This window comes from Mycoplasma sp. 773 (genome assembly GCF_053851515.1).
The window spans coordinates 1-20,712 of sequence record NZ_JBSQAV010000006.1 but is presented as its reverse complement, the minus strand read 5'-3'; the positions used below and the strand labels follow the sequence as shown (position 1 = coordinate 20,712).

Annotated in this window: 14 protein-coding genes; 11 read left to right on the top strand and 3 right to left on the bottom strand. The window is 28.0% G+C overall.

The genetic code is table 4. The features are described 5' to 3' along the window. Nucleotides 1-7 precede the first annotated feature (7 nt). Both ACWXVJ_RS01915 and ACWXVJ_RS01910 read right to left on the bottom strand, forming a co-directional pair. A complete protein-coding gene (locus tag ACWXVJ_RS01915) occupies nt 8-2,602 on the bottom strand; it encodes a hypothetical protein (RefSeq protein ID WP_455966344.1) in 2,595 nt (864 codons plus the stop codon). Between the two features lie 880 nt (nt 2,603-3,482). Next, nucleotides 3,483-3,830, bottom strand: coding sequence for a YigZ family protein (locus ACWXVJ_RS01910; RefSeq protein ID WP_455966342.1), 348 nt, complete (start codon nt 3,828-3,830; stop codon nt 3,483-3,485). Nucleotides 3,831-3,865: 35 nt separating this feature from the next. Between ACWXVJ_RS01910 and ACWXVJ_RS01905 the strand changes: the two genes are divergently transcribed. From ACWXVJ_RS01905 to ACWXVJ_RS01855, 11 genes are all read left to right on the top strand, one after another. Next, nucleotides 3,866-4,762 carry an RluA family pseudouridine synthase gene (locus ACWXVJ_RS01905; protein WP_438340323.1) on the top strand — a complete coding sequence of 299 codons (897 nt, stop codon included), beginning with the start codon at nt 3,866-3,868 and terminating at the stop codon, nt 4,760-4,762. Between the two features lie 67 nt (nt 4,763-4,829). Beyond that, complete coding sequence (locus ACWXVJ_RS01900; protein WP_455966341.1) at nt 4,830-5,786, top strand: hypothetical protein; 957 nt, start codon at nt 4,830-4,832, stop codon at nt 5,784-5,786. A 14-nt stretch (nt 5,787-5,800) separates the two neighbouring features. Then, nucleotides 5,801-6,976 (top strand): hypothetical protein, encoded by a 1,176-nt coding sequence (locus ACWXVJ_RS01895; protein WP_455966339.1) that lies wholly within the window; start codon nt 5,801-5,803, stop codon nt 6,974-6,976. Between the two features lie 12 nt (nt 6,977-6,988). After that, nucleotides 6,989-7,567 (top strand): hypothetical protein, encoded by a 579-nt coding sequence (locus tag ACWXVJ_RS01890; protein WP_438340320.1) that lies wholly within the window; start codon nt 6,989-6,991, stop codon nt 7,565-7,567. Nucleotides 7,568-7,717: 150 nt separating this feature from the next. Beyond that, nucleotides 7,718-8,134: a 30S ribosomal protein S12 gene (gene rpsL / locus ACWXVJ_RS01885; RefSeq protein WP_438340319.1), complete on the top strand. Its 417-nt coding sequence runs from the start codon at nt 7,718-7,720 to the stop codon at nt 8,132-8,134. Between the two features lie 28 nt (nt 8,135-8,162). Continuing rightward, nucleotides 8,163-8,633 carry a 30S ribosomal protein S7 gene (gene rpsG, locus ACWXVJ_RS01880; protein ID WP_438340318.1) on the top strand — a complete coding sequence of 157 codons (471 nt, stop codon included), beginning with the start codon at nt 8,163-8,165 and terminating at the stop codon, nt 8,631-8,633. Between the two features lie 44 nt (nt 8,634-8,677). Next, nucleotides 8,678-10,771, top strand: coding sequence for an elongation factor G (fusA, locus tag ACWXVJ_RS01875; RefSeq protein ID WP_438340317.1), 2,094 nt, complete (start codon nt 8,678-8,680; stop codon nt 10,769-10,771). Between the two features lie 336 nt (nt 10,772-11,107). Continuing rightward, nucleotides 11,108-13,462 (top strand): putative immunoglobulin-blocking virulence protein, encoded by a 2,355-nt coding sequence (locus ACWXVJ_RS01870; protein ID WP_438340316.1) that lies wholly within the window; start codon nt 11,108-11,110, stop codon nt 13,460-13,462. A 32-nt stretch (nt 13,463-13,494) separates the two neighbouring features. Further along, complete coding sequence (gene mip / locus ACWXVJ_RS01865) at nt 13,495-16,290, top strand: Ig-specific serine endopeptidase MIP (RefSeq protein ID WP_455966336.1); 2,796 nt, start codon at nt 13,495-13,497, stop codon at nt 16,288-16,290. Between the two features lie 557 nt (nt 16,291-16,847). Then, nucleotides 16,848-17,792, top strand: coding sequence for a putative cysteine peptidase (locus ACWXVJ_RS01860; protein WP_455966334.1), 945 nt, complete (start codon nt 16,848-16,850; stop codon nt 17,790-17,792). A 70-nt stretch (nt 17,793-17,862) separates the two neighbouring features. After that, a complete protein-coding gene (locus ACWXVJ_RS01855) occupies nt 17,863-18,699 on the top strand; it encodes a hypothetical protein (protein ID WP_455966332.1) in 837 nt (278 codons plus the stop codon). Nucleotides 18,700-18,871: 172 nt separating this feature from the next. Here ACWXVJ_RS01855 and ACWXVJ_RS01850 read toward each other — a convergent pair whose 3' ends face one another. Continuing rightward, nucleotides 18,872-20,242: an amino acid permease gene (locus ACWXVJ_RS01850; protein ID WP_438340311.1), complete on the bottom strand. Its 1,371-nt coding sequence runs from the start codon at nt 20,240-20,242 to the stop codon at nt 18,872-18,874. Nucleotides 20,243-20,712: the final 470 nt, after the last annotated feature.

The following is a 20,712-nucleotide window of genomic DNA, read 5'->3' as shown; positions in this document are numbered from 1 at the left end:
TTTTGACCTAATTTTTGTTTATTTCTTTTCTTTTTTGAATCTTATGACGTTTAACTGCATATCAAGTCCCAACACTTGCGCCAGCTAATGCTAGTATTACCACAAGAGGCCCTACAATCGCTGCTACATTTATCTTTGATTTGCCTTCTTTTTTAGATTTTGTTTCTTGCTCAGTAATTGCTTTTTGAATCTTCAATTTAATAATTCTTAATTCTTTTATATTTTGGGCGTTTTCTATCAATTTTTCTAACTCTTTTTTTGTATTTGAATTTATTAGCTTGTTTAGTTCTTCTTTTGTAGAATTAAGTTCCATATTAAATTCTTGTGTTGCTTTAGCTGCAATATCTTTTATTTTATTAGTATTTTCTTTGTTGCTGCTTAATTCCCTACCTAGTTGTTTTTTTAATTCAGAACCTTCTAGTCTGTCAATAGCATCATTCGCCTCTTTTTTTATTTGGGCATTTTCTTGAAGTATTTTTTCTTGAGTTATTTCTTTTAATAGAATTTTTAGATTCTTTATATTATTTGCATTATTAATTTTTGTTTGATAATCCTTTTTATCTAACAATTTGTTAAACGTATCTAATATTTTTTGCTTTTCTATGTTATAAATTTCTTCAGCTTTTTCTGCTACATTAGTAAGTTTAACAACATCATTTTTTGCATTGGCGAACAACGTTTTAAATTCTTCAAATCTTTCTGAACCTTCAGTTTGATCAACAGCTTTTTGCGCTCTTTTTATTAATTTGTTTAAATCTTGTTCTTTTATTTGATTCAATAGGGCTTCATTTAATTTATTTAATTTTTGAATATTATCAGCTTCTTCTAGCGCTTGTTCGAATCCTGTTTTATCATCTAAACTTTTTAGATTTTTTTCAACTTCATTTCTTTTTAATTTGTATTCAGCATTTATTTTTTCCGCTAACTTAGTTAGTTTGTTAATATCATCTTGCGCTTCACTATGTTGTTTTTTATATTCTTCATAATTCACTGAACCTTCAATTTTTTTCAGTGCTTTTGTAGCTTCTTCCCTTGCTTTTGTTAAATCTTCTACATTCTTAATTTTTTGTGCCTCTACTATTAATTTTTGTAGATCTTCAATGTTTTTTGCTTTTTTTAATTCTTCAAGTTTTTTAGTTCTTTGGTCTACTGAGTTGATGCTATTTATAAGCAATTTTGTTTTGTTGTTTTCATCAGAAAACAAATTAGTTGATTTATCATTAAGATCATTAAATTGTTCAATAGTAATCCTTTGGTTTTCTATTTGACTTGATAATTTAGTATTAAGTTCATCTTTTTCTTTTTTAATATCAATATTAATTTTAGTATGGTTACGGCCAAAATCTTTTCATTTTTTATCAAAAGCTTCTATTGCAACTTTTCTTTGTTCAATTTGCTGCTCATTTTTTTCTTTTATGGTACTAAATGTTCTCATAAAATCATCATACATGCTAGAACCCTTTGTTTTTTCAATTAATATCATTACATCGTTTTGATATTCCTGTATTTTTTTAGCCATAATATCAGCATAAAGTTCTCTTAAAATTCCTACATTACGTACTTTATTAATTTTTTCTTTAATATTAGGGTCTTTGTTTCTTAAATCTTCAAATGCCATATCGACTTTTTGTTTTTCACTAAGATAAATATTGTTAGCGGAATTTTTAAGATTTTCCAAAAATTCCATTGTGCTAGAATTTGAAACTAGTTTAACTAATGGTTTAATTTTTTCATCGTATTCGATAGAACCGTATGATTTTTGTGCCGAAATTAATGCATCATACATTAACTTATCATGTGAAAATTCTGATTCAACTTCTTTTATGATTTCTTCAATAATACTATCATTCGCTTCTTTCTTAATTTTTTCGAGAATTGGCAATGAATCTTTTAAGGTATTTAAATAAGCAGGATCTGCAGAATTAATGCCACTTTGCACCTTGAATAGATCTTTTATCAAATTTTTAATATTTGAATTTTCTTTGTGTTTAATCAATAAATTAATGGCTTCAAAATGAGCAATAATAGTTTGAACTATATAAATATCACTAATTTTTGATGAAAATTTTCCAGAAGTTACATTTGATCTTAAATCATCTGCAACCTTATAAACACTATCAATGTTTAATTTTTTGTATTCATTAAGCAAGAAAACATTATAGTCAAAATTAACATCTGATCATAATCTAATAAAGGTTCCCCAATGTAAAAAATTATGGTCATAAAAAAAGTATTCATTGTTAAAATTATCAAAAACACCATCAGGAAAAATCTTAAATTCCATTAATTTTTCTTTATATGGAAGTATGTCTAATTTCTCACCTTGAAAATTAATTAATTTTTTTAGTACTCTATATGCAAATAACATTTTGTAATGAGTTTTAAAAGCTTCAGTCTTTCAGTAAATGTTATAACTTTCAACATCATTATAGTCATCATTTGTGGGTATCGATATTGCCTCGGTTGCATAAACGCTAACATTATTGCTAGAATTTTTTTCCTCTTTATCGATATTGTTGGCCATATTGTTTTGAGCACTAATTACTAATGGTGTTGCAGCTATTATAACTGCACTTAACAATGGGCTTAACTTAAACTTCATATTACTCCTTTTAATGAAAAAATTTACTATAAATCAATTTATTATTATGCTATTTTAGGTATAAAATATATCTTATTATTATATTAATAAATATGCCAGATTAATAGAACAAAAAAATAGTTTTATTTCAAGAAAAAATAGGCAAATTAGTGTTTATAGTTTCTTAATAATCGCTAAATCTAAATAAATAAAAAATTATATATAAATAATTCATAATTTTTGAACATTGGGTGAAAATAGCATTTTTTGAAACTATTGTTATTTTAGTTGGGTTCTAAGTTTTTTAACACAAAATAAAATTAAAATCTAAGGATACAAAACAAATTAGAATTCAAAATTAGGAAAAATTTTATATTATTATATCTTTAAAAGGGGATTTTTTATCTTTCTCATTATTTCTTGGATTTGCAATTTTGGTTTTTTCTATACTAGTTTGTTAGTTATTTTTTTAGGATCTCAAGATGGAGTTTTGTTTTAATTTATTAAATAATTTTAATTCAAAGGATTGACTTAAAAGGTTCGAAAGAATTAGAAAAAGTATATTTGGGTTTTTCTTAGTTTTTATAATTGCTTTTTACTTTCTTTCATGTTACATTGATTTGTTTTGTTTAATATCTTAAAGATAGAATAGGTTATAACCATTGATAGTTTGGTAACTATAAAAAAACACTAATAAAACTAGTTATTATACAAGGATATGATTGATGTTAATTTTAAAAAAACATGTAGTTTCAACTAAATCTAAAAATAAATTCCTTAAATTTTTACTCCATTATTTTTGCTAAATTTCAATCTAGTGTAATGATAGATCTTTTAAATATTAAAATATTTAAAACATTAATTCTAAAAAACGATACTTATATTTGAATTTGAATCTTATTTACTCATTAAAAAGTAGTTTGGCTGCTTGCAAGTAAGCTCTTAATAAATTACTTCTTCCTAATTCAATACCACCGAAATAACGAATAACAACTAATAATTTATTTTTTAAATTTTTACTATTTAAATAGCTATAAAGAGGAATCCCAGCCACACCTTTTGGTTCACGGTCATCAGTATATCCATTGATAATAACATTATTGTCTTTTATAATATAAGCATAAACGATGTGCTTTGCTTTTTTATGTTCTTTTCAAAGAGATTCAATATTTTTTCTTACATCTTCTTTTGAATTGATATTAAATAAAATGGGGATAAATTTTGATTTTTTGATTTCCAAAAACTTCATGCTATTATTATAACATTTGTTATAATTTAAAAATTATGTTGAAACTTGTTGCAAACTATTCTGAAAGAATTGATAAATATATAGCAAATAATTCTTCAATAACTAGAAATGATATTCAAGAATTAATTAAAGAGGGGGCTGTTTTTGTTAATGGAATTAAAATTAATAAAAACAAATTTGTTATCAAAAACAATGATGAAATAGAAATTGTTAGAGTCATCGATAAACAAATAAAGATTGAGGAACAAGAAATCAGCCTTGACATTGTATATGAAAATGAAGATTATTTGGTTATAAATAAACCTTCGGGTTTAGTAGTTCATCCGGCCCCCGGCCACAGGAATAATACTTTGGTCAACGGCTTAATGTACCACTTTAAAAATAATTTAAGTAATGTTAATGGGCTTTTAAGACTTGGCATAGTTCATAGGATAGATAAAGATACTAGCGGGCTATTGATTATTGCTAAAAATAATTCAACTCACAATTATTTTGCTTCTTTGCTTAAAGAACATAAGATTAACAGGACATATATTGCTATAGTTGATGGAAGAATAGCTAACAAAAAAATGCATATTAATTTGCCCATTGGAAGAGATATAAAAAATCGTCAAAAATTTGCTGTTAGCGATCAAAACTCGAAAAATGCATATACAATGATTGAATGTCTTGAATATTTGAAAATTGATAATAAAGATAAAACATTAGTAAAATGTAATTTAAAGACAGGACGAACTCATCAAATAAGAGTGCATTTAGGATATATTAAGCATCCAGTTTATGGGGACCCTGTTTATAATAAAAGAATTGATTCTTTTAATCAAAGGCTTCACGCTGCACAACTAGATTTTATTGATAATAAGGGAAGAAACATACATCTTGAGGCCCCTATTCCCGAACTAATGCAAAGAGAAATCGAGCAAGGTAGATAAAATTTAGTTATAATTCTAATATATTTTAAAATTAAGTAAACTCATTAAAACCAAAAAGGAGGTGTTTATGAAAAATATTGATATAAATAAATACAACTCAATTGATGAACTTTACAAACACAACAAAAAGGCAATTTTAGTAAAATCAATATTATTTACAGCATTTTTAGTTGTGATGTTTTTATCATTAATGGCCATATTTATTGAGTATGCAGTTAGAAAACAAGTCTATTTATTGAATTATAAAGAAGCATTTGCAAATGCAAATCCTAGTTATGAGATATCTACCATTAATGCTTCAGTTGAAGATTTGTTTATAAGAAAATTTGCATTTTCTATCGTTGTGGCATTATTCTCTGGAGCTGTATTGATTTGACATATCGTTTCTTTGACACTTTCACTAAAAGAAAAAGATTTCACAAAATATTCGCCTTGGTTACTGACTTTATATAGCATGACTGTTATGATTATATTTATTAATTTATTTTTCTCAGCCGGTGGTATTTTTCGAATTAAACCATGGGATATAAACCAAATTTTAAATCTTATTGTTACAATCATATTTTTAATAGGATATTTCACAATATATTGGCCGTTTTCAAGAATTGTAAAATTATTTAGAATTGTAAGAATCAACAATGAACAAGGTAGAATAAATGAAATTTTTGGGCAAAAGTTTTCACAAACTAATCAACAAACTTATTCTACACAACCTTCTATATTTGATAATAATGAACAAAAAAACAATGATGAGATTATTGGCGAAAAAAATAATAAATCATATAGCTCACAATTAGAAACATTAAGCGATGAAAAACTAATAATTATGGCGCAAAAATTAAATATATTTGGTGCTAGCGAATTAAAGCGTAAGCAATTAATTGAAAAAATCAGTGCCATATTTGAAAATAATAATAGTCATAACGAAAAAGCTAATATGAGTAACAATGAAAATAATAAAGAAAATGAATCTGATAATGCCAAAGAAATAAAAGATATTGAGAATAATAATGATTATGATTAATTTTAGGAGGTAAAATGAGTCAGCTGTTTTTACAAGGACAGAATTCAAAGGTTCCCAATAATTCTGAAAGTGTCGGTTCTAATCCTTTTCTAATTTATGGTTTAATATTGACACTTTTGGCAATAGTTAATTTATATTTAATAATTAAGTTTTTTATTAATTTTAAGCGTAGCATTAATAAAACAAAAGCAGTACTAGATGGGTTTTTATTTAAAAAATATATACAAGGGTTAAATATAAAAAGTACCGCGTTTTATAATATAGTTACAATTTTAGTTATTCTAGTTATCCAAATTATTTTTTCATCTGTATCATTGTCAAAAGTATATTCATATATGGGAACTGCAACCCAGAAATTTAATTCAGGTCTTGTTACAGAAATGAAGTATCTAGAATATAAAGACACCATTGCCTCATATATTCCTTTATTTATAACATTTATTTCTTTTGCTATTGTTCTTTTGATTTCGTTTGGTATCGCATTTGTTGTGATTTATTACATAAGTTTTAACTATCCTCAATATAAGCATAAAAATGAGGCAGTGTATAATGAAATTATTTCCCTTAAGGAATTAAAAAAACAAGAATTAGCCAAATATCCTGAAAAAATTAATATAGAGTTTGATAAGTTAAAATCTTCTAATCTTTTATTATCCAATGTGTTATTAAGATGAATGAAATTTTATAATAATATGGATCAAATAAAATTCGAGAAACAATATAACTTATTTTTAAATCAATTATTTAAAGTAGAGTATTTTGCAGAAGTCCAAAACGAAATTAAAAGTAATGCTCAAAAAATTTCTGATATTGCGGAATTTGCTACACCAATTCACAATCAAGATTTATCTAAGATTGAACAGGAAATTATTTGGATGGATAAAATGGACAAAAAGGCTAAAATTCTTAACGAAACCAAGGAATTAGCAGCAATGTCAAAAGCTGAATTTAATAAAAAATATGAGGAATATGTATACACGGCTCGTGCTAATGATCCTTTATATCAAAGCGCCACTAAAAATTCATGATTATTTTATCGTGATAATGAAGTTGAAGATTTATTCTTTAATCCACATTCGAATGTTTCATATTATTATGAAGATTCAAATATTTTTTATGAAAAAGAACTTATTGATTTTATGCATGAATATAAACAATTTTTAATTTCAAAATTTTTAGCAACTAAATAATTTGCTTTTGCTATGGCTAAAAAAATAAAATTAGTACTAGGTTTTTTGCCAGTTATTACTATTGCACCCCTTGTTGCTTCATGTAGTCAAAATCTCGAAAAGTTAAAATATAATGTAATTAACTCGCTTAAGAATGATATTATAAATTTATTAGCAAATGTTGATGCGTTATTTGGAAGTTCTAAGAATGAAGAAGTTATTAAATTAAAGGATGAAATTAGCAATCTTCTAAGGTCTCTAAAAGAAGAAAAGATAACTCATGAAAATAATATTGACGTTTTTATAAATAAGGCTAAACAAAAATTTAAAAACTTAGTGCAGAAATTTGTGGATATGTACAATAATAATACTCGCCTTGTTTCTGAATTTTTTGAAGAACTAAGTAATTTTTCACAATGAACACTAGATAATTTGATTAATGTTAAATACACGCCCTTGATTTTAAAAATTAAGAAATATTTGCAAGATCATGTATTTAGATATGATTGAAATATTAGTCAAATCACCAAAGAAATAAGCAAACTTAAGGCATTTGAACAACAAATAAAGAAAGAAAAAGAGCAAATTGATATTATTACCAAGAAATTTTAGTAGCCTAATTATATCTGGCTGCTTTTTTATTAATAAAAAACATAAAAAAGTAAAAACACTGGTTTAGTTGTTGTATAATAATTTAGTATTTTTAAAATAAGAGTTAAAAATATCTGAAAATATGTAAAACAATGTTAAGAAAGGAAAAAAATGCCTACAGTTGCGCAATTAGTTAAACAAGGCCGTAAAGATAAGACAACTAAATCTAAAGCCCCTGCTTTATTAAAGATGTACAACTCTTTACAAAAAAAAGAAAAAGCAATTCCAGCCCCATTTAAACGTGGTGTATGTACTCGGGTTGCTACAATGACTCCTAAGAAACCTAACTCAGCTATTCGTAAATACGCCCGTGTTAGATTATCTAATGGACAAGAAGTTACTGCTTATATTCCTGGTGAAGGGCACAATTTACAAGAACACTCAGTTGTATTAATCCGTGGAGGTAAAGTTAAAGATTTACCTGGGGTTAGATATACTATCATCCGTGGTACTCAGGATGCCGCTGGGGTAAACAATAGAAAACAAGGTCGTTCTCTATATGGAACAAAAAAACCAAAAAGTAATTAATTAGAAAGTTAAATAGAAAGGAAAGAATATGTCAAGAAAGCATAAAGCACCTGTGAGAGATGTCTTAGCAGATCCAGTTTTTAACTCAAAAATTATTACCAAATTAATTAACACAATTATGCTAGATGGTAAAAAATCTGTTGCCGAGAATATTTTATACAGTGCCTTTGAAATTATTAAAAACAAAACTGGTAAAGAACCAATGGAAGTATTCAATTCTGCACTAGAAAATGTAAGTCCACAACTTGAAGTTCGTTCAAGAAGAGTTGGTGGTTCTAATTACCAAGTTCCATGTGAAGTTAGTGCTAAAAGAAAACAAACATTAGCACTAAGATGAATTATTCAATATGCCAGATTAAGAAATGACAAAACAATGGAAGAAAAGTTAGCACATGAAATCATTGATGCAGCAAATAAAATGGGTGGAGCTATCAAAAAGCGTGACGATACCCACAAGATGGCTGAATCAAACAAGGCATTTGCTCACTTTAGATGATAATTACCTATTTTTATTTAAATTATTTATTTTATTAGGAACAAAGTATGTCAAGAGAATATAAATTAGAAGATTATCGTAACATCGGAATTATGGCTCATATTGATGCAGGTAAAACTACAACTACAGAAAGAGTTTTATACCACACAGGAAAAATTCATAAAATCGGTGAAACACATGAAGGTGCTTCACAAATGGATTGAATGGTTCAAGAACAAGAACGTGGTATTACTATTACTTCCGCAGCTACAACTGCATATTGAAAGAATAAAAGATTAAATATTATTGACACACCTGGACACGTTGATTTTACTATTGAAGTTGAGCGTTCGTTGCGTGTTTTAGATGGTGCTGTCGCTGTTCTAGATGCTCAATCAGGTGTTGAACCTCAAACAGAAACTGTTTGGAGACAAGCAACCAACTATAAGGTTCCAAGAATTGTTTATGTTAACAAAATGGATAAAATGGGTGCTAATTTCAAAGCATCTGTTGAGTCACTAAGAAAGCTATTAGGTGCTAATGCACATGCTATCCAACTTAATATTGGTGAAGAATCACAATTTAATGGAATTATTGATTTAGTAACCATGAAAGCCTATGAATTTGATGGTGGTGTCGACGAAAATATGAAGGAAATCGAAATTCCTGACTATCTAAGGGACGAAGCAAATTTAATGCGTGCTTCTCTTGCTGAATCACTAGCAGATTTTGATGAAGAAATTACTGAATTAATCCTAACGGAACAAGAAGTTTCGGCTGAATTAATGAAAAAAGCTATTAGAAAGGCTACTTTAACTTCAACATATTTCCCAGTTGTTTGCGGAACTTCGTTTAAGAATAAAGGTGTTAAGTTAATGCTTGATGCTATTGTTGAATATTTACCTTCACCATTGGATATTACCGCAATGAAGGCATACAAAGGTGAACAAGAAATTTCAATTCCTGCTTCTGATGATGAATTTTTCTCAGCATTAGCATTTAAAGTTATGAATGACCCATTTGTTGGTAATTTAACCTTCTTTAGAGTATATAGTGGGGTTATCTCAAAAGGCTCATATGTAATAAATTCAACAAAAGGTGAAAAAGAAAGATTTAGTAGAATTTTATTAATGCATGCTAATTCAAGAACTGATATTGATGAGGTTAGAACTGGTGATATAGGTGCTGCTGTTGGGTTAAAATACACAACAACTGGTGACACACTTATCGATGAAAAACATAAAGAAATTGTTTTGGAAAATATGAATTTTCCTGAGCCAGTTATTTCGCAAGCAATTGAACCTAAAACAAAAGATGCTTCTGAGAAACTTTCATTAGCTCTACAACGTTTAGGAGCAGAAGATCCTACATTTAAATACTATACAGACGAAGAAACTGGGCAAACTATTATTGCTGGTATGGGTGAACTTCATTTAGACATTATTGTTGATAGACTAAAACGTGAGTTTAAGGTTGAAGTAAGTGTTGGGGCTCCACAAGTATCATATCGTGAAACAATTACTAAGTCAGCAGAAGTTGAAGGTATTCATAAGAAGCAATCTGGTGGTAAGGGACAATACGGACACGTGTGAATTAAATACGAACCAAACCCTGATGGTGGATTTGAATTTATTGATAAAATTGTCGGTGGTAAAATCCCTAAAGAGTACATTAAATCGATCGAAAAAGGTCTTAAAGAAAAAATGGAAATTGGTATTCTTGCCGGTTATCCAATGATCGATATTAAGGCAACTCTATTTGATGGTTCCTACCATGAAGTCGATTCATCAGAACTTGCTTATAAAATTGCTGCTTCAAAATCATTGACCAAAGGCCGTGAACAATTGGGGACTGTTTTATTAGAACCAATTATGGATGTTGCTGTTGTTGTGCCAGAAGATTTCTTTGGTGATGTTATGGGAGATATCTCTCGTAGAAGAGGTCAAGTTAGAGATAATGAAACTCGAAACGATGGAGCGCATGTTATTAAAGCATACATTCCATTAAACGAAATGTTTGGATATGCAACTCAATTAAGATCAATGACAACTGGACGTGGTACATATCAAATGTGATTTGATCATTATGAAAAATTACCTCGCAATTTAGCTGACGAAATTATTAAGAAACGTGGCGGAAAAGTTTCGGTTGACGAAGATTAATTTAAATAAATTTTAAAAATAATAAAAAGGTCTAGGGCAAAATTGCCTAGGCATTTTTATTATACTTGTATATTCTTAGTATATTTGCAAATTAACAAGCCTATCTTATTTGCAATATAAAATATGATAGGAATTAAAAATAAAAAAACACCTTAAATTAAGTAGTAAAATCTCTTTTTATTATTTTAGACTAACTATTGTTAGTTTGGAGAAAATAGATAGTAGTTAACTTATGCTTATTTTTGTGTATTATTATATAAATTTTAGTATAATGTAGGTTAAATTAAAGGTTCATAAGATTTTTTTTATGAATTGAAATTATTTTAAGGAGAAAATATGAAGCTTTTAAAGAGTAAAAAGAATAAGATCGTTTTATTTACCTTAGGATCAACAATATTAGGTTCAGCAATTATAGGTAATGCTATTTTTGCTGCTAACCAAAAGAATAAAAATGGTATAGAATTTAACAATATTTATGGTGAAAACTCTGAAATATTTCACAAAGGTACACCCGATGTAACTAAAGCTGATGTGTCTATAACTGATAAGAATTTAAAAGAAATTCCAAAACCTCCTGTTGTTGTGCCTCCACAACCCAAACCCGAACCAGAACCTATCCCAGTTCCTCCACAACCCAAACCCGAACCAAAACCTGAACCCAAACCACAACCAAAACCCGAACCAAAACCCGAACCAAAAACAAACCCAGTCCCCCTTCCACAACCCAAACCAAAACCTAAACCTATCCCAGTTCCGCCGAAACCTGTTCCGGTTCCACCGAAACCAAAACCAACTCCCAAACCAGCGCCAAAGCCTGCCCCTGCCCCTAAGCCTGCCCCTACACCTAGAAGTGAAAGAATTACTATTACAATTAATGGTGTTCAGGTTCTAGCTGAAGTAACACCACCTCCAACTAGACCATTAGACCCTCGTGATGTTGCTGCAGGAATTACTAATAAAAATCCTTATGTAAATGAAATTGTTGGAAATGTTAAAAGTGTTGAAGTAACAGAAGAGTTAAGAAAAGCAACTCTTAAACAACTTATTAATAATAATGCAGATGGACTACAAAACTATTTCCCAAGCCTTATCGATGATGTACTACTTGAAGAAACTGAATTATTTGACCCTGATAGATATATTGAATTAAATAGTCAAGTATGAACTCAATTAATTGATAAATTCAGACGTCTTTTAGATAGCCCTAATGTTGTTAATTTCTTAAAAGAGGATGCAAAAAAACAATATCCTAATAAACAATTTAAGAGTAAAAATGTTAAATATGCTTGATTAATTAAAAATTTAGATTATACAAAATTTACAAAATTAGGTAAAGGAGCAGAAGAATATCTAAAACAAGGTTATACTGCTTCTCCTAATAATGCATATATTAATGAAAATGGAGAAATCGACTCATATAGCTATTCACCAGCTCCTGGTTATAACGGCGAGATAGCTAGACGTGAAAGAGATAATCGTGACCGTCGTGCTTTTGGCATTGAGGGATATTTTGGTCGAAACCCAGAACAAATTCAAAATGGTGTATATCCAGGATGAAATAAAAAAGATGTTACCCAATCTGAACAATTTAAACAATTTAATGTCGGAAATAATGATGGTATAACCATAACTGAATTAACAAGACAAAAACCACAAGAAGGTAAGTTAAATAAAGGCTACATTGTGGAAATTGATGCTGCTAACTATGATGGTTATGAGAAAACTAAGAATTTAATTGAATCATTAAAGAATAAAGGTATTGAAATTACTTCATATCGTATAAAAAATATGGGTAAAAAAGATCCTAACCAAAAATTCAAAGATATTTTAAGAGCCTTACCTGATAACTTGCCGCAATTAGAACTTTTCTTTGATCATAGAGCAACTAATACATCAGCATTAGTCGAATTAGAAAAGAAAAACATTAAGGAACTAGCGTTATTTACCTTAGGTAATTCTCTACTTGATGATTGATCGATTAACCCATGAGCATTGCGTAATGTTGAGTGAATTAATACTATTGATTACAATGTTAGTTGAGATACAAGACCCGGAGCCGAAATTGCTTCAAGAATTACATTTAACACCTTAGCATTTGAAGAGTCTGATTTACTAAAAGATGAATCGGATCCGCAAAAGAAATATGAAAGAATTAACAATGGTTTAAGAATGGCTTATTACACTAGAAATAATGAAGGAATATTTCAAGGTGGGTTCGGCCCTGGTCTAAATCCAGATACCAATGAAGGTGGAAATAGTTATCCAACAAGAATTGATTTCTCAAGAGCCCCTTCTATCAGATCATTAAAAGGCTTAATTTTTTATGATTACATTAAATCATCAAATAAACCAAGAAAACTAAAAAATGCTAAATTCTTTAGTGATAAAGCCTGATACGAAATTAGTGGTGATGATTTAGATGGTGCACAATTTGACACCGTAATGTCACGCGGTGAACCTGGATTTCCTCCAACTAAAATTGAATTTAGTAATGGTAGTGTTACGCAAAATGTTAGATTGACAACTAAAGATAATTTGACCAGTTCAGCCTTAACAAATTTAAGCATCTTAATTAATTTATCAGGAATTTCGAGGGAAGTTCAAGTTCCACAGGGGGCAAGTTCATTGAAGAGTCAACTTGAATCTAATGGTTACAAAGTAAGTTTTGCTAGTGATGAAGCATTTAACTAATTTTAGAAAAGTATGTAAGGAATCTTAAAATTATGAAATTAACAAAAAGAAACAAGGCAATTATTACTTCGTTTTTTGGAATGCCGTTACTTTTTTCTCCAACATTTGCATTGATATCATGTCAGGATGACATAACATCACTAAAAGACAACATTAAAAAACAATTAACCGAATTAGAGACATCTTTAAGAGAATTAAAAGATACCCGCAGTGATGCTAAACAATCGAGCGCTTATGCTGAAGGGATAAAAGTTCAAAAAGAAATTAATGATATTCTAACTAATGAAAGCAGTGGCGTATTTGATTTGCGTAAGGCTAAAAATAAGGCAGATCAAGCCATTAATGCCATAAAAAGCGAAATTGCAAATATTAAGGAAAACATTAAGAAAAATCAGTCTAGTGAGACACCGGACACAAGCATAAAATATTCGGATAATGAATTTAATGATGATTTTAACAAATTAATTGTTAATGCAAATATTGAAGATAATTTTGAACTTATTTTTAACAACTTTTTAACAGGCAATACCAAGTCACAGCTATTTGCTAGTGAGCTACAAAAGAATGTTTCCAATATAAAAATTAATTTTAAGGATGTAAATCTAAATAATAAAATCAACATATCAATTGAAGGTATTATTTTAGAAGATGACGCTAATACTACCGGAAAAGCTAAATTTAATGTTGTTTTTAAAAATAAAGCAACATTAACAAGAAAAAATCATATATTTGAATTATCAGGTTTAAAAACTTCACCATTTAATAGTGATTCAAATGGTGATAAACCGAATAACAAAATTGATTCAAATCTAGAAGATAATGAAGTTTCAAAATATATTGGTTTAAGCCAAACAGAGCGTTTTAAATATGATAATGATAAATACGTCGGTTCGCTAAAGCAATATTTAGCTTTTTCTGCCGGTATTGATGATTGAACTAAATTAAGAGAAAATACTAAGGCAACTAGTGAACAAATTAAAAAATATGATGAAAAAGCAAAAACGTTAGGTCAAGATTCTTATGAAAATGCCGCATATAAAGGTTTTAGCTTGCCTTCATATAAAGCAAATGGGGAAGTCGATGGAATTGAACTATTTGAGTCTTCAGAATTAGGAAAACAACCTTCATGAGTTGATACACTAGGTAAAAATGATCCCTTTAAAACTAATGGCTTAGCAAGAAAAATTGTTAATCAAAAATATCTTGATATAGCCAAACAGACTTTTACAATTGCTTTAACAAGAGTTAATGATTTTAAAGATGAAATAGCAAAAATTAATTTAGCTATTAAACATTGGAAAGATCCTAATAATGAATCAGAATTTAGAAAATTAATTGACAAAAAGGTTGCTGAATTAAAAGAACAAAAAGAAGCTCTAAAAAAAGAATTAGATGACAAAATTGCTAAGAACACTGATGTTCATTTAACTGAAAGTCTTCAAAAAGAAAAAGAAACTGAACTAAAAAAATATGATGACGCTATTGCAGAATATCAAAAAAGAACTCGTGAAATCGAAATTAAAAAGCAACAAGCAGCTATTCTTGATTTAGAACTAAAAGCAAAATCAAAAAAACATGTAATTGGCGAAAATGGAACCACTTGAATTCTTGATTACCAACTTGATAGTAATGGTTATCCAACAAAATGATATTTAGGAACTAATTCTCACGTTGCAAGGGCATTAACTGATAATTTGACAAGTTTTTCAATAGCTAAGATTGACAATAAATTGCAGGTTGGGCAAAGTTTGCGTATTTCTGAATTAGATGATAATATTACTCGCTTTTCGTTTGAAAACCCTAGCGCAATTAGAAAGGTTTTTGATGGAACTGACTATTTAAAATCTCATCCATCTGATTTCTTATCTGAGCGTCAAAAGAAAAAATATGCTGATGTGGAAGAATTTGTTGATTTTGCTGTTTTAGAAATTGATTTTACTAAGATTAATAAATATTATGCAACTTCAAATGACCAAAATGTAACTAAAAGATATCCACAAGTCGGTAGCAAAGATTTTGCACGAAATCTAGCAAAAGAAATTACTAATGATTATGCTAATCACGCTGATAAACAAGTTAAATTTAAACAAAAATCATACTTAAACGATTATTCAAAAATTGATTTTCCTCTAAAATCTAAATTACCTCAAGATATAGATTTCTTGTATGCTGTAGGGTGACCTTCATCACGTGAAGATTATTATTTGAAGAAATATATTGATGATGATCAAACTAAAAGAAAAAACAATAGTTTTAGCTTGTGAATTAATAGCGAATATGAATATTATGATGCAAAAATAACTAATGGCGAAGATGGTACACCTTCTTCATATTCAAAAGAAAAACTTGATCGAGGAAGTTTTCTTTCTTACCAAATTGGTTATCGTTCGTTTATTGATAAACCCGGTGTTTTAGATACATTTATAGCGGCTCCAAAAATTGGCGAAGATTTTTACTATGTTAATGGTAAAAGATATGTAAATATGGGCTTAGCTTATATTCCACGTAGATATGCACCGATTGGTGGTTCTTCTGGAACTTCTATTCGAAATCAAAATAATGAGCTAGTTTCAATATTTTATGCATCAAATACTTTGGCACGTGTCGGCCTATCGGTTGCTTTTAGATCTGAAGGTTATAACTATGATGGTTTATATGGAAAATATAATCTTCCAGAATATGATCTAATTTATGGCGGTGGTAAAGAACAAAAAAATTCATATCGTGAAGCGCTAAAAGAAATCTATTCAGCCTCGGATTTTAAAACCAACCTATTTAAAAACGGATTGAGTGAAATACCTTCTGAATTTAAATTTAATAATAATTAAGAATTAAGCAAGAATTATTTCTTGCTTTTTATTTTCCTTTTGATTTTTCCAGTTTTATTATACAAAAATAACAAATCTACCTAAATTTGAGGTATATTTGTTATTTTTTAACTATCTTTTAACATCGTTTTTAATATCATCATAAATTTAACAAATGTCTTTTTTGTATTAGAATCCTCTTTTTTGTATTTCATAATTTCTTTTTTGGCGAATTTATATCAACCCTCTTTCCAGGCTTTGAAAAAATATCGACCAAATTAGATTCTTTTGACATGACTATATTAAATTAAAATGTTGTTAAAAAAATAAGAAAATAAAAACAACCTATACTATAAATAGTATAAACAGATTATTTGGTTTGAAATTCTGTATTTTTTATGCCAAAACTGGGAAATACAAAAAAATAAATATGAAAATATATGAGTATTTTAAATATAAATTTAACACTATTTCTTAAAAATAATACAATAAAGATATGAAGAAACAAAAAAGGAATATATGAAAAATAAATTATTTAGCGTTTTTTAGCTACGATAGCTAGCATTATACCATTTACAATGGTTTCATTAAAAATAATGCCATATGAGGATACAAAATATATTGAGGAAAAGAAAGAAAGACAATATAAAGAAAAATTATCCTCATACTGTTTATATGATTTTATAAAATTAACTGGAAGAAAAGACGCAAAAGTAAAATTTGTAAGTAGAAATTATCTAGATCCGGAAACAAATAAATATTCATATATAGTAGGATATGAGAAAGGTGGTTTTTCAATATTTGAACAAGAAAAAGAAAAAATAATAGAGGTTAATCCAAATTGAAACATATCTAATTTAAGTTCAGAAATCATGTCCAATGATAATTTGGTATATTACAGAGAAACCATCGGAGATATATCAATATTAAATAAAAATGATCGAGATAAATTAATGATAGGGGATCATAGAAGACCAAAAAAGAAGACTAATAACGAGAGCATAAATGAAGATTGAAAAAATAAAAAAGATAGCAAAAAGAGTAAAGTAAATTTCAATAATTTCAAATACCTTAATTTATTAGAACTGCAAAATGCAAAAAAATCGGAATATTCTAATCTTGGAATAAGAGATGAGTTGAATGGCTTTTTATATGCCGATAACGAAATAAATCATTCTTGAATTTTTAAAACAGAACCAAGAAAAACATTTGGAGAAAACGACACTTTTAATTATATATATGAAGAATGAGGAGGAATATGTGCATATATTACTGTGAATCAAATGATGCTATACAATCATTATTTTTTAGGTTCTAATTATATGACGATAACAGAAAGCGATAAATATATAAACAAAAAAGAAGACTTTCATATTGATATAACTACATTAGGACCAGAAGAATGAAGTCCAAGACATAGAAAATCTCCATCAATAAAACTAAAAGAAGCAATGGAAAGTTATTTATCGGATATCTATACGAAAATAAGTTTTCACCTGAATTGAAAAATATTTATATGATAGATATGTTAAAAAAACATGTAACTGGTGACGAAATGACAGAGTCACTTAAATTATGAGGATTTATAAAATAATGAAAAAAAATAAATGAATAAAAATAATAACTATCGTTCCATTTTTAAGTACTGTTTTATTATCTACAAGTTGTATAATTCACAAAATTGAAGATAATGAACAACATGAAGACATTATAAAACCAGGTGGGATTTATAAAGCTGAATACTCTCATAATCCGCTTTTATATTCAAAACTTCGCAATAAAGATAAAGGCGAAGTAATTAAAAGACCTTTTAGAAAAATAACTTTTAAAACAGAAAATAAATATCAAGAATTAATAGATTTTGTTAATGAAAATAAAGTTAAAAACTATTATATGCTTGCTATAAATGTGAAATTGGAAAATAATGATACGACCAATAAAGAACGATACGAAAAAGAATTTAAAATTTGGCTTACAAAAGCTAAAGAAATTACATTTTTGTACTTTCCTCATTCTGTAAAATTGCTAATTCCAGATCAATTTAATAATACAAGTGATTATTTTGCATTTCCTCTTAAAAAAAATGAAGAATTTATAATACCGATATCAAATGTAAGAACTATCAATGATGAAATGAAATTTAGAAATCCATTATATTTCGATACATGACAACCAGGAGAAGGGAAATGGTCCCTTTTAAAGATTTTAAGAAAAAATAAAATTAAGTATAGCGCAGATAAAACTTTGGATGTTATTGATGGATTCACAATATGAGTTAATCATTATCATGAAGAGGCTGAAGCATCTATTGTTTTTGAAAGATATTATCCTGAAATGGATAATAAAAGCGATGACGAATATATAAAAAAATACGAAATCGATGTAAAAAAATTAACTCATAAGAATAAACTTTTTACACTTGATTATTAATATTAAACCCAGCTACAGTTCTGGGTTGTATTTTTTATTTTGTTAATTCTTATTTAAATTGCAACATTTTTATAGTTTAAAAATGTTTGTTAAACTTACGATATCAAATTTATTTTTTAAGACCTAAAAATTCAAACCAGTAATCAGGAAAATTAGCAAAGTGATAATATAGCTATATTTTGAGCTCATAAGTTTTTGAAATATTTTTCTTTTTACGTCGTTTTACTGCTGAATATATTCCTCAAATGACAAAGCCAATCAACATTACACCTAGATAACTAGGTGCTAAAAATATAGTTCCTTTTGTGTATTCATCACCTACAATCGGAGGAATAAAATTAACTACTAATATAAAAATTATTAAAATAATAGACAAAATAAATATTGTAGTTTCTCATCAAGTAAGCCTAAATGTTCTATGTTTGAATGCAATAACTAAAATCGAAATTATTACTAAAAGGTACTGCATTAAGAAAACCACGTTACCAGCATTAAGGATAAAACTAAATTGATCTTTTATGCCTAATGCATATGGTATTGCTGTAAAAATAATCATTGATATAACACTAAAACCTGTTGCAAATAATAATGCGTTTCTATATTCCCCATGCTTGTTTTTCTTGCCTAGTTTTGAAGGTAAGAATCCATCATGAGCTAAAGGAGCAACAATTCTTGAATAGTATATGTTTGCCGAAAGAGTGCTTGAAATTCTATTGAATAGTGTACCTATCATAAAAATTATAAGTCCAGCTAAACCTCATAACGATTGAAAGAATTTTGAAAATGAAGTGGATTCACCAATAAATCCTTTTTGCAGTCCTAACAGCAAGAGATATAAAGTAAAGTAAATTGCAAGTACAGCAGCAAAAATTAGTAATAATATTTTTTTAAAGCGTTTTGTTTCTACGTTAGCGCTTATTCCTGCAAGACCTTCTGCACCACCAAATGCATAAATAAAATTCAATACATTTATAGTAATTATTGAGACTGAAACTTTGCTATTTGTCAAGATGTTATTAGCAAAATCGAGTGAACTAAAGGATAAATAAATACCTAAAGATACACCTAATATTATCGTTATTCATTTTACTGATGCGGAAAATAAAATAAATCATTTAGATGTCTTTATTCCAAACGTTGCAATTAATGTCAAGGAAAGAAAGAATACAAGAGAAACAATTTGATAGATTAATTGATGTGATTTATCAAATTCTGATAGCAATGTTGAAAAAAATAAAATTGTCGTGGCTGAAAAAAGCGGTATCTGTGAGAATTGATTCCAGCCATTAAAAAAGACTCAAAATTTATTTGCTGAAGCCTTTTTGGCATAAACATATGAACCGCCGGCCTCATTACCAAATGCTTGAGCTCCACGCGCAAATGCTAAAATAACACTAAAACTGATGAATGATGTTAGTGCAAAAACTAACATACCTCATATACCTTGAGCAATTATTCCTGTGATTGTTGTTATAAAACCAAAACCAACTATAAAATTAATACCATATAAGAAAAAACTTTTTTCACTAAATTTATTTTTCATTTTAAATACCTAATGCACCTAATTATATACATTATTTGTTAAATATAAAACGAAAAAGTGCATCTTCACTAAATTTTATTAGAATAATTTTATGTAAAAAAAATGCAAAAGCATTCCTAAAAAAACGCGAATTTTTAATTAAAATCAATAACAAAATAATCAATTTGCATTGATTTTTAATATTTAAGGATTTGAGAGTTGCATATATCTAATTGCTTTTTTGTTTGCATGGATAACTAATCTAACATACAATTTCGTTCATTAAACTTTTAATTATTTTGAAAGAAATTTTGAGCTGCATTAACCGACATCAGAAATGGAAATTGCTTAATATTATGCCGAACAACGTTATTAATTTTGTCCATCATGGATCAGTTTTCATCATTGCTGTATCAGTCAAATAATTTTTTCTTTTAGAATATAAGTTTATGCATATTCTCAATCTAACCCTTTTGAGATGAAGCAAATGC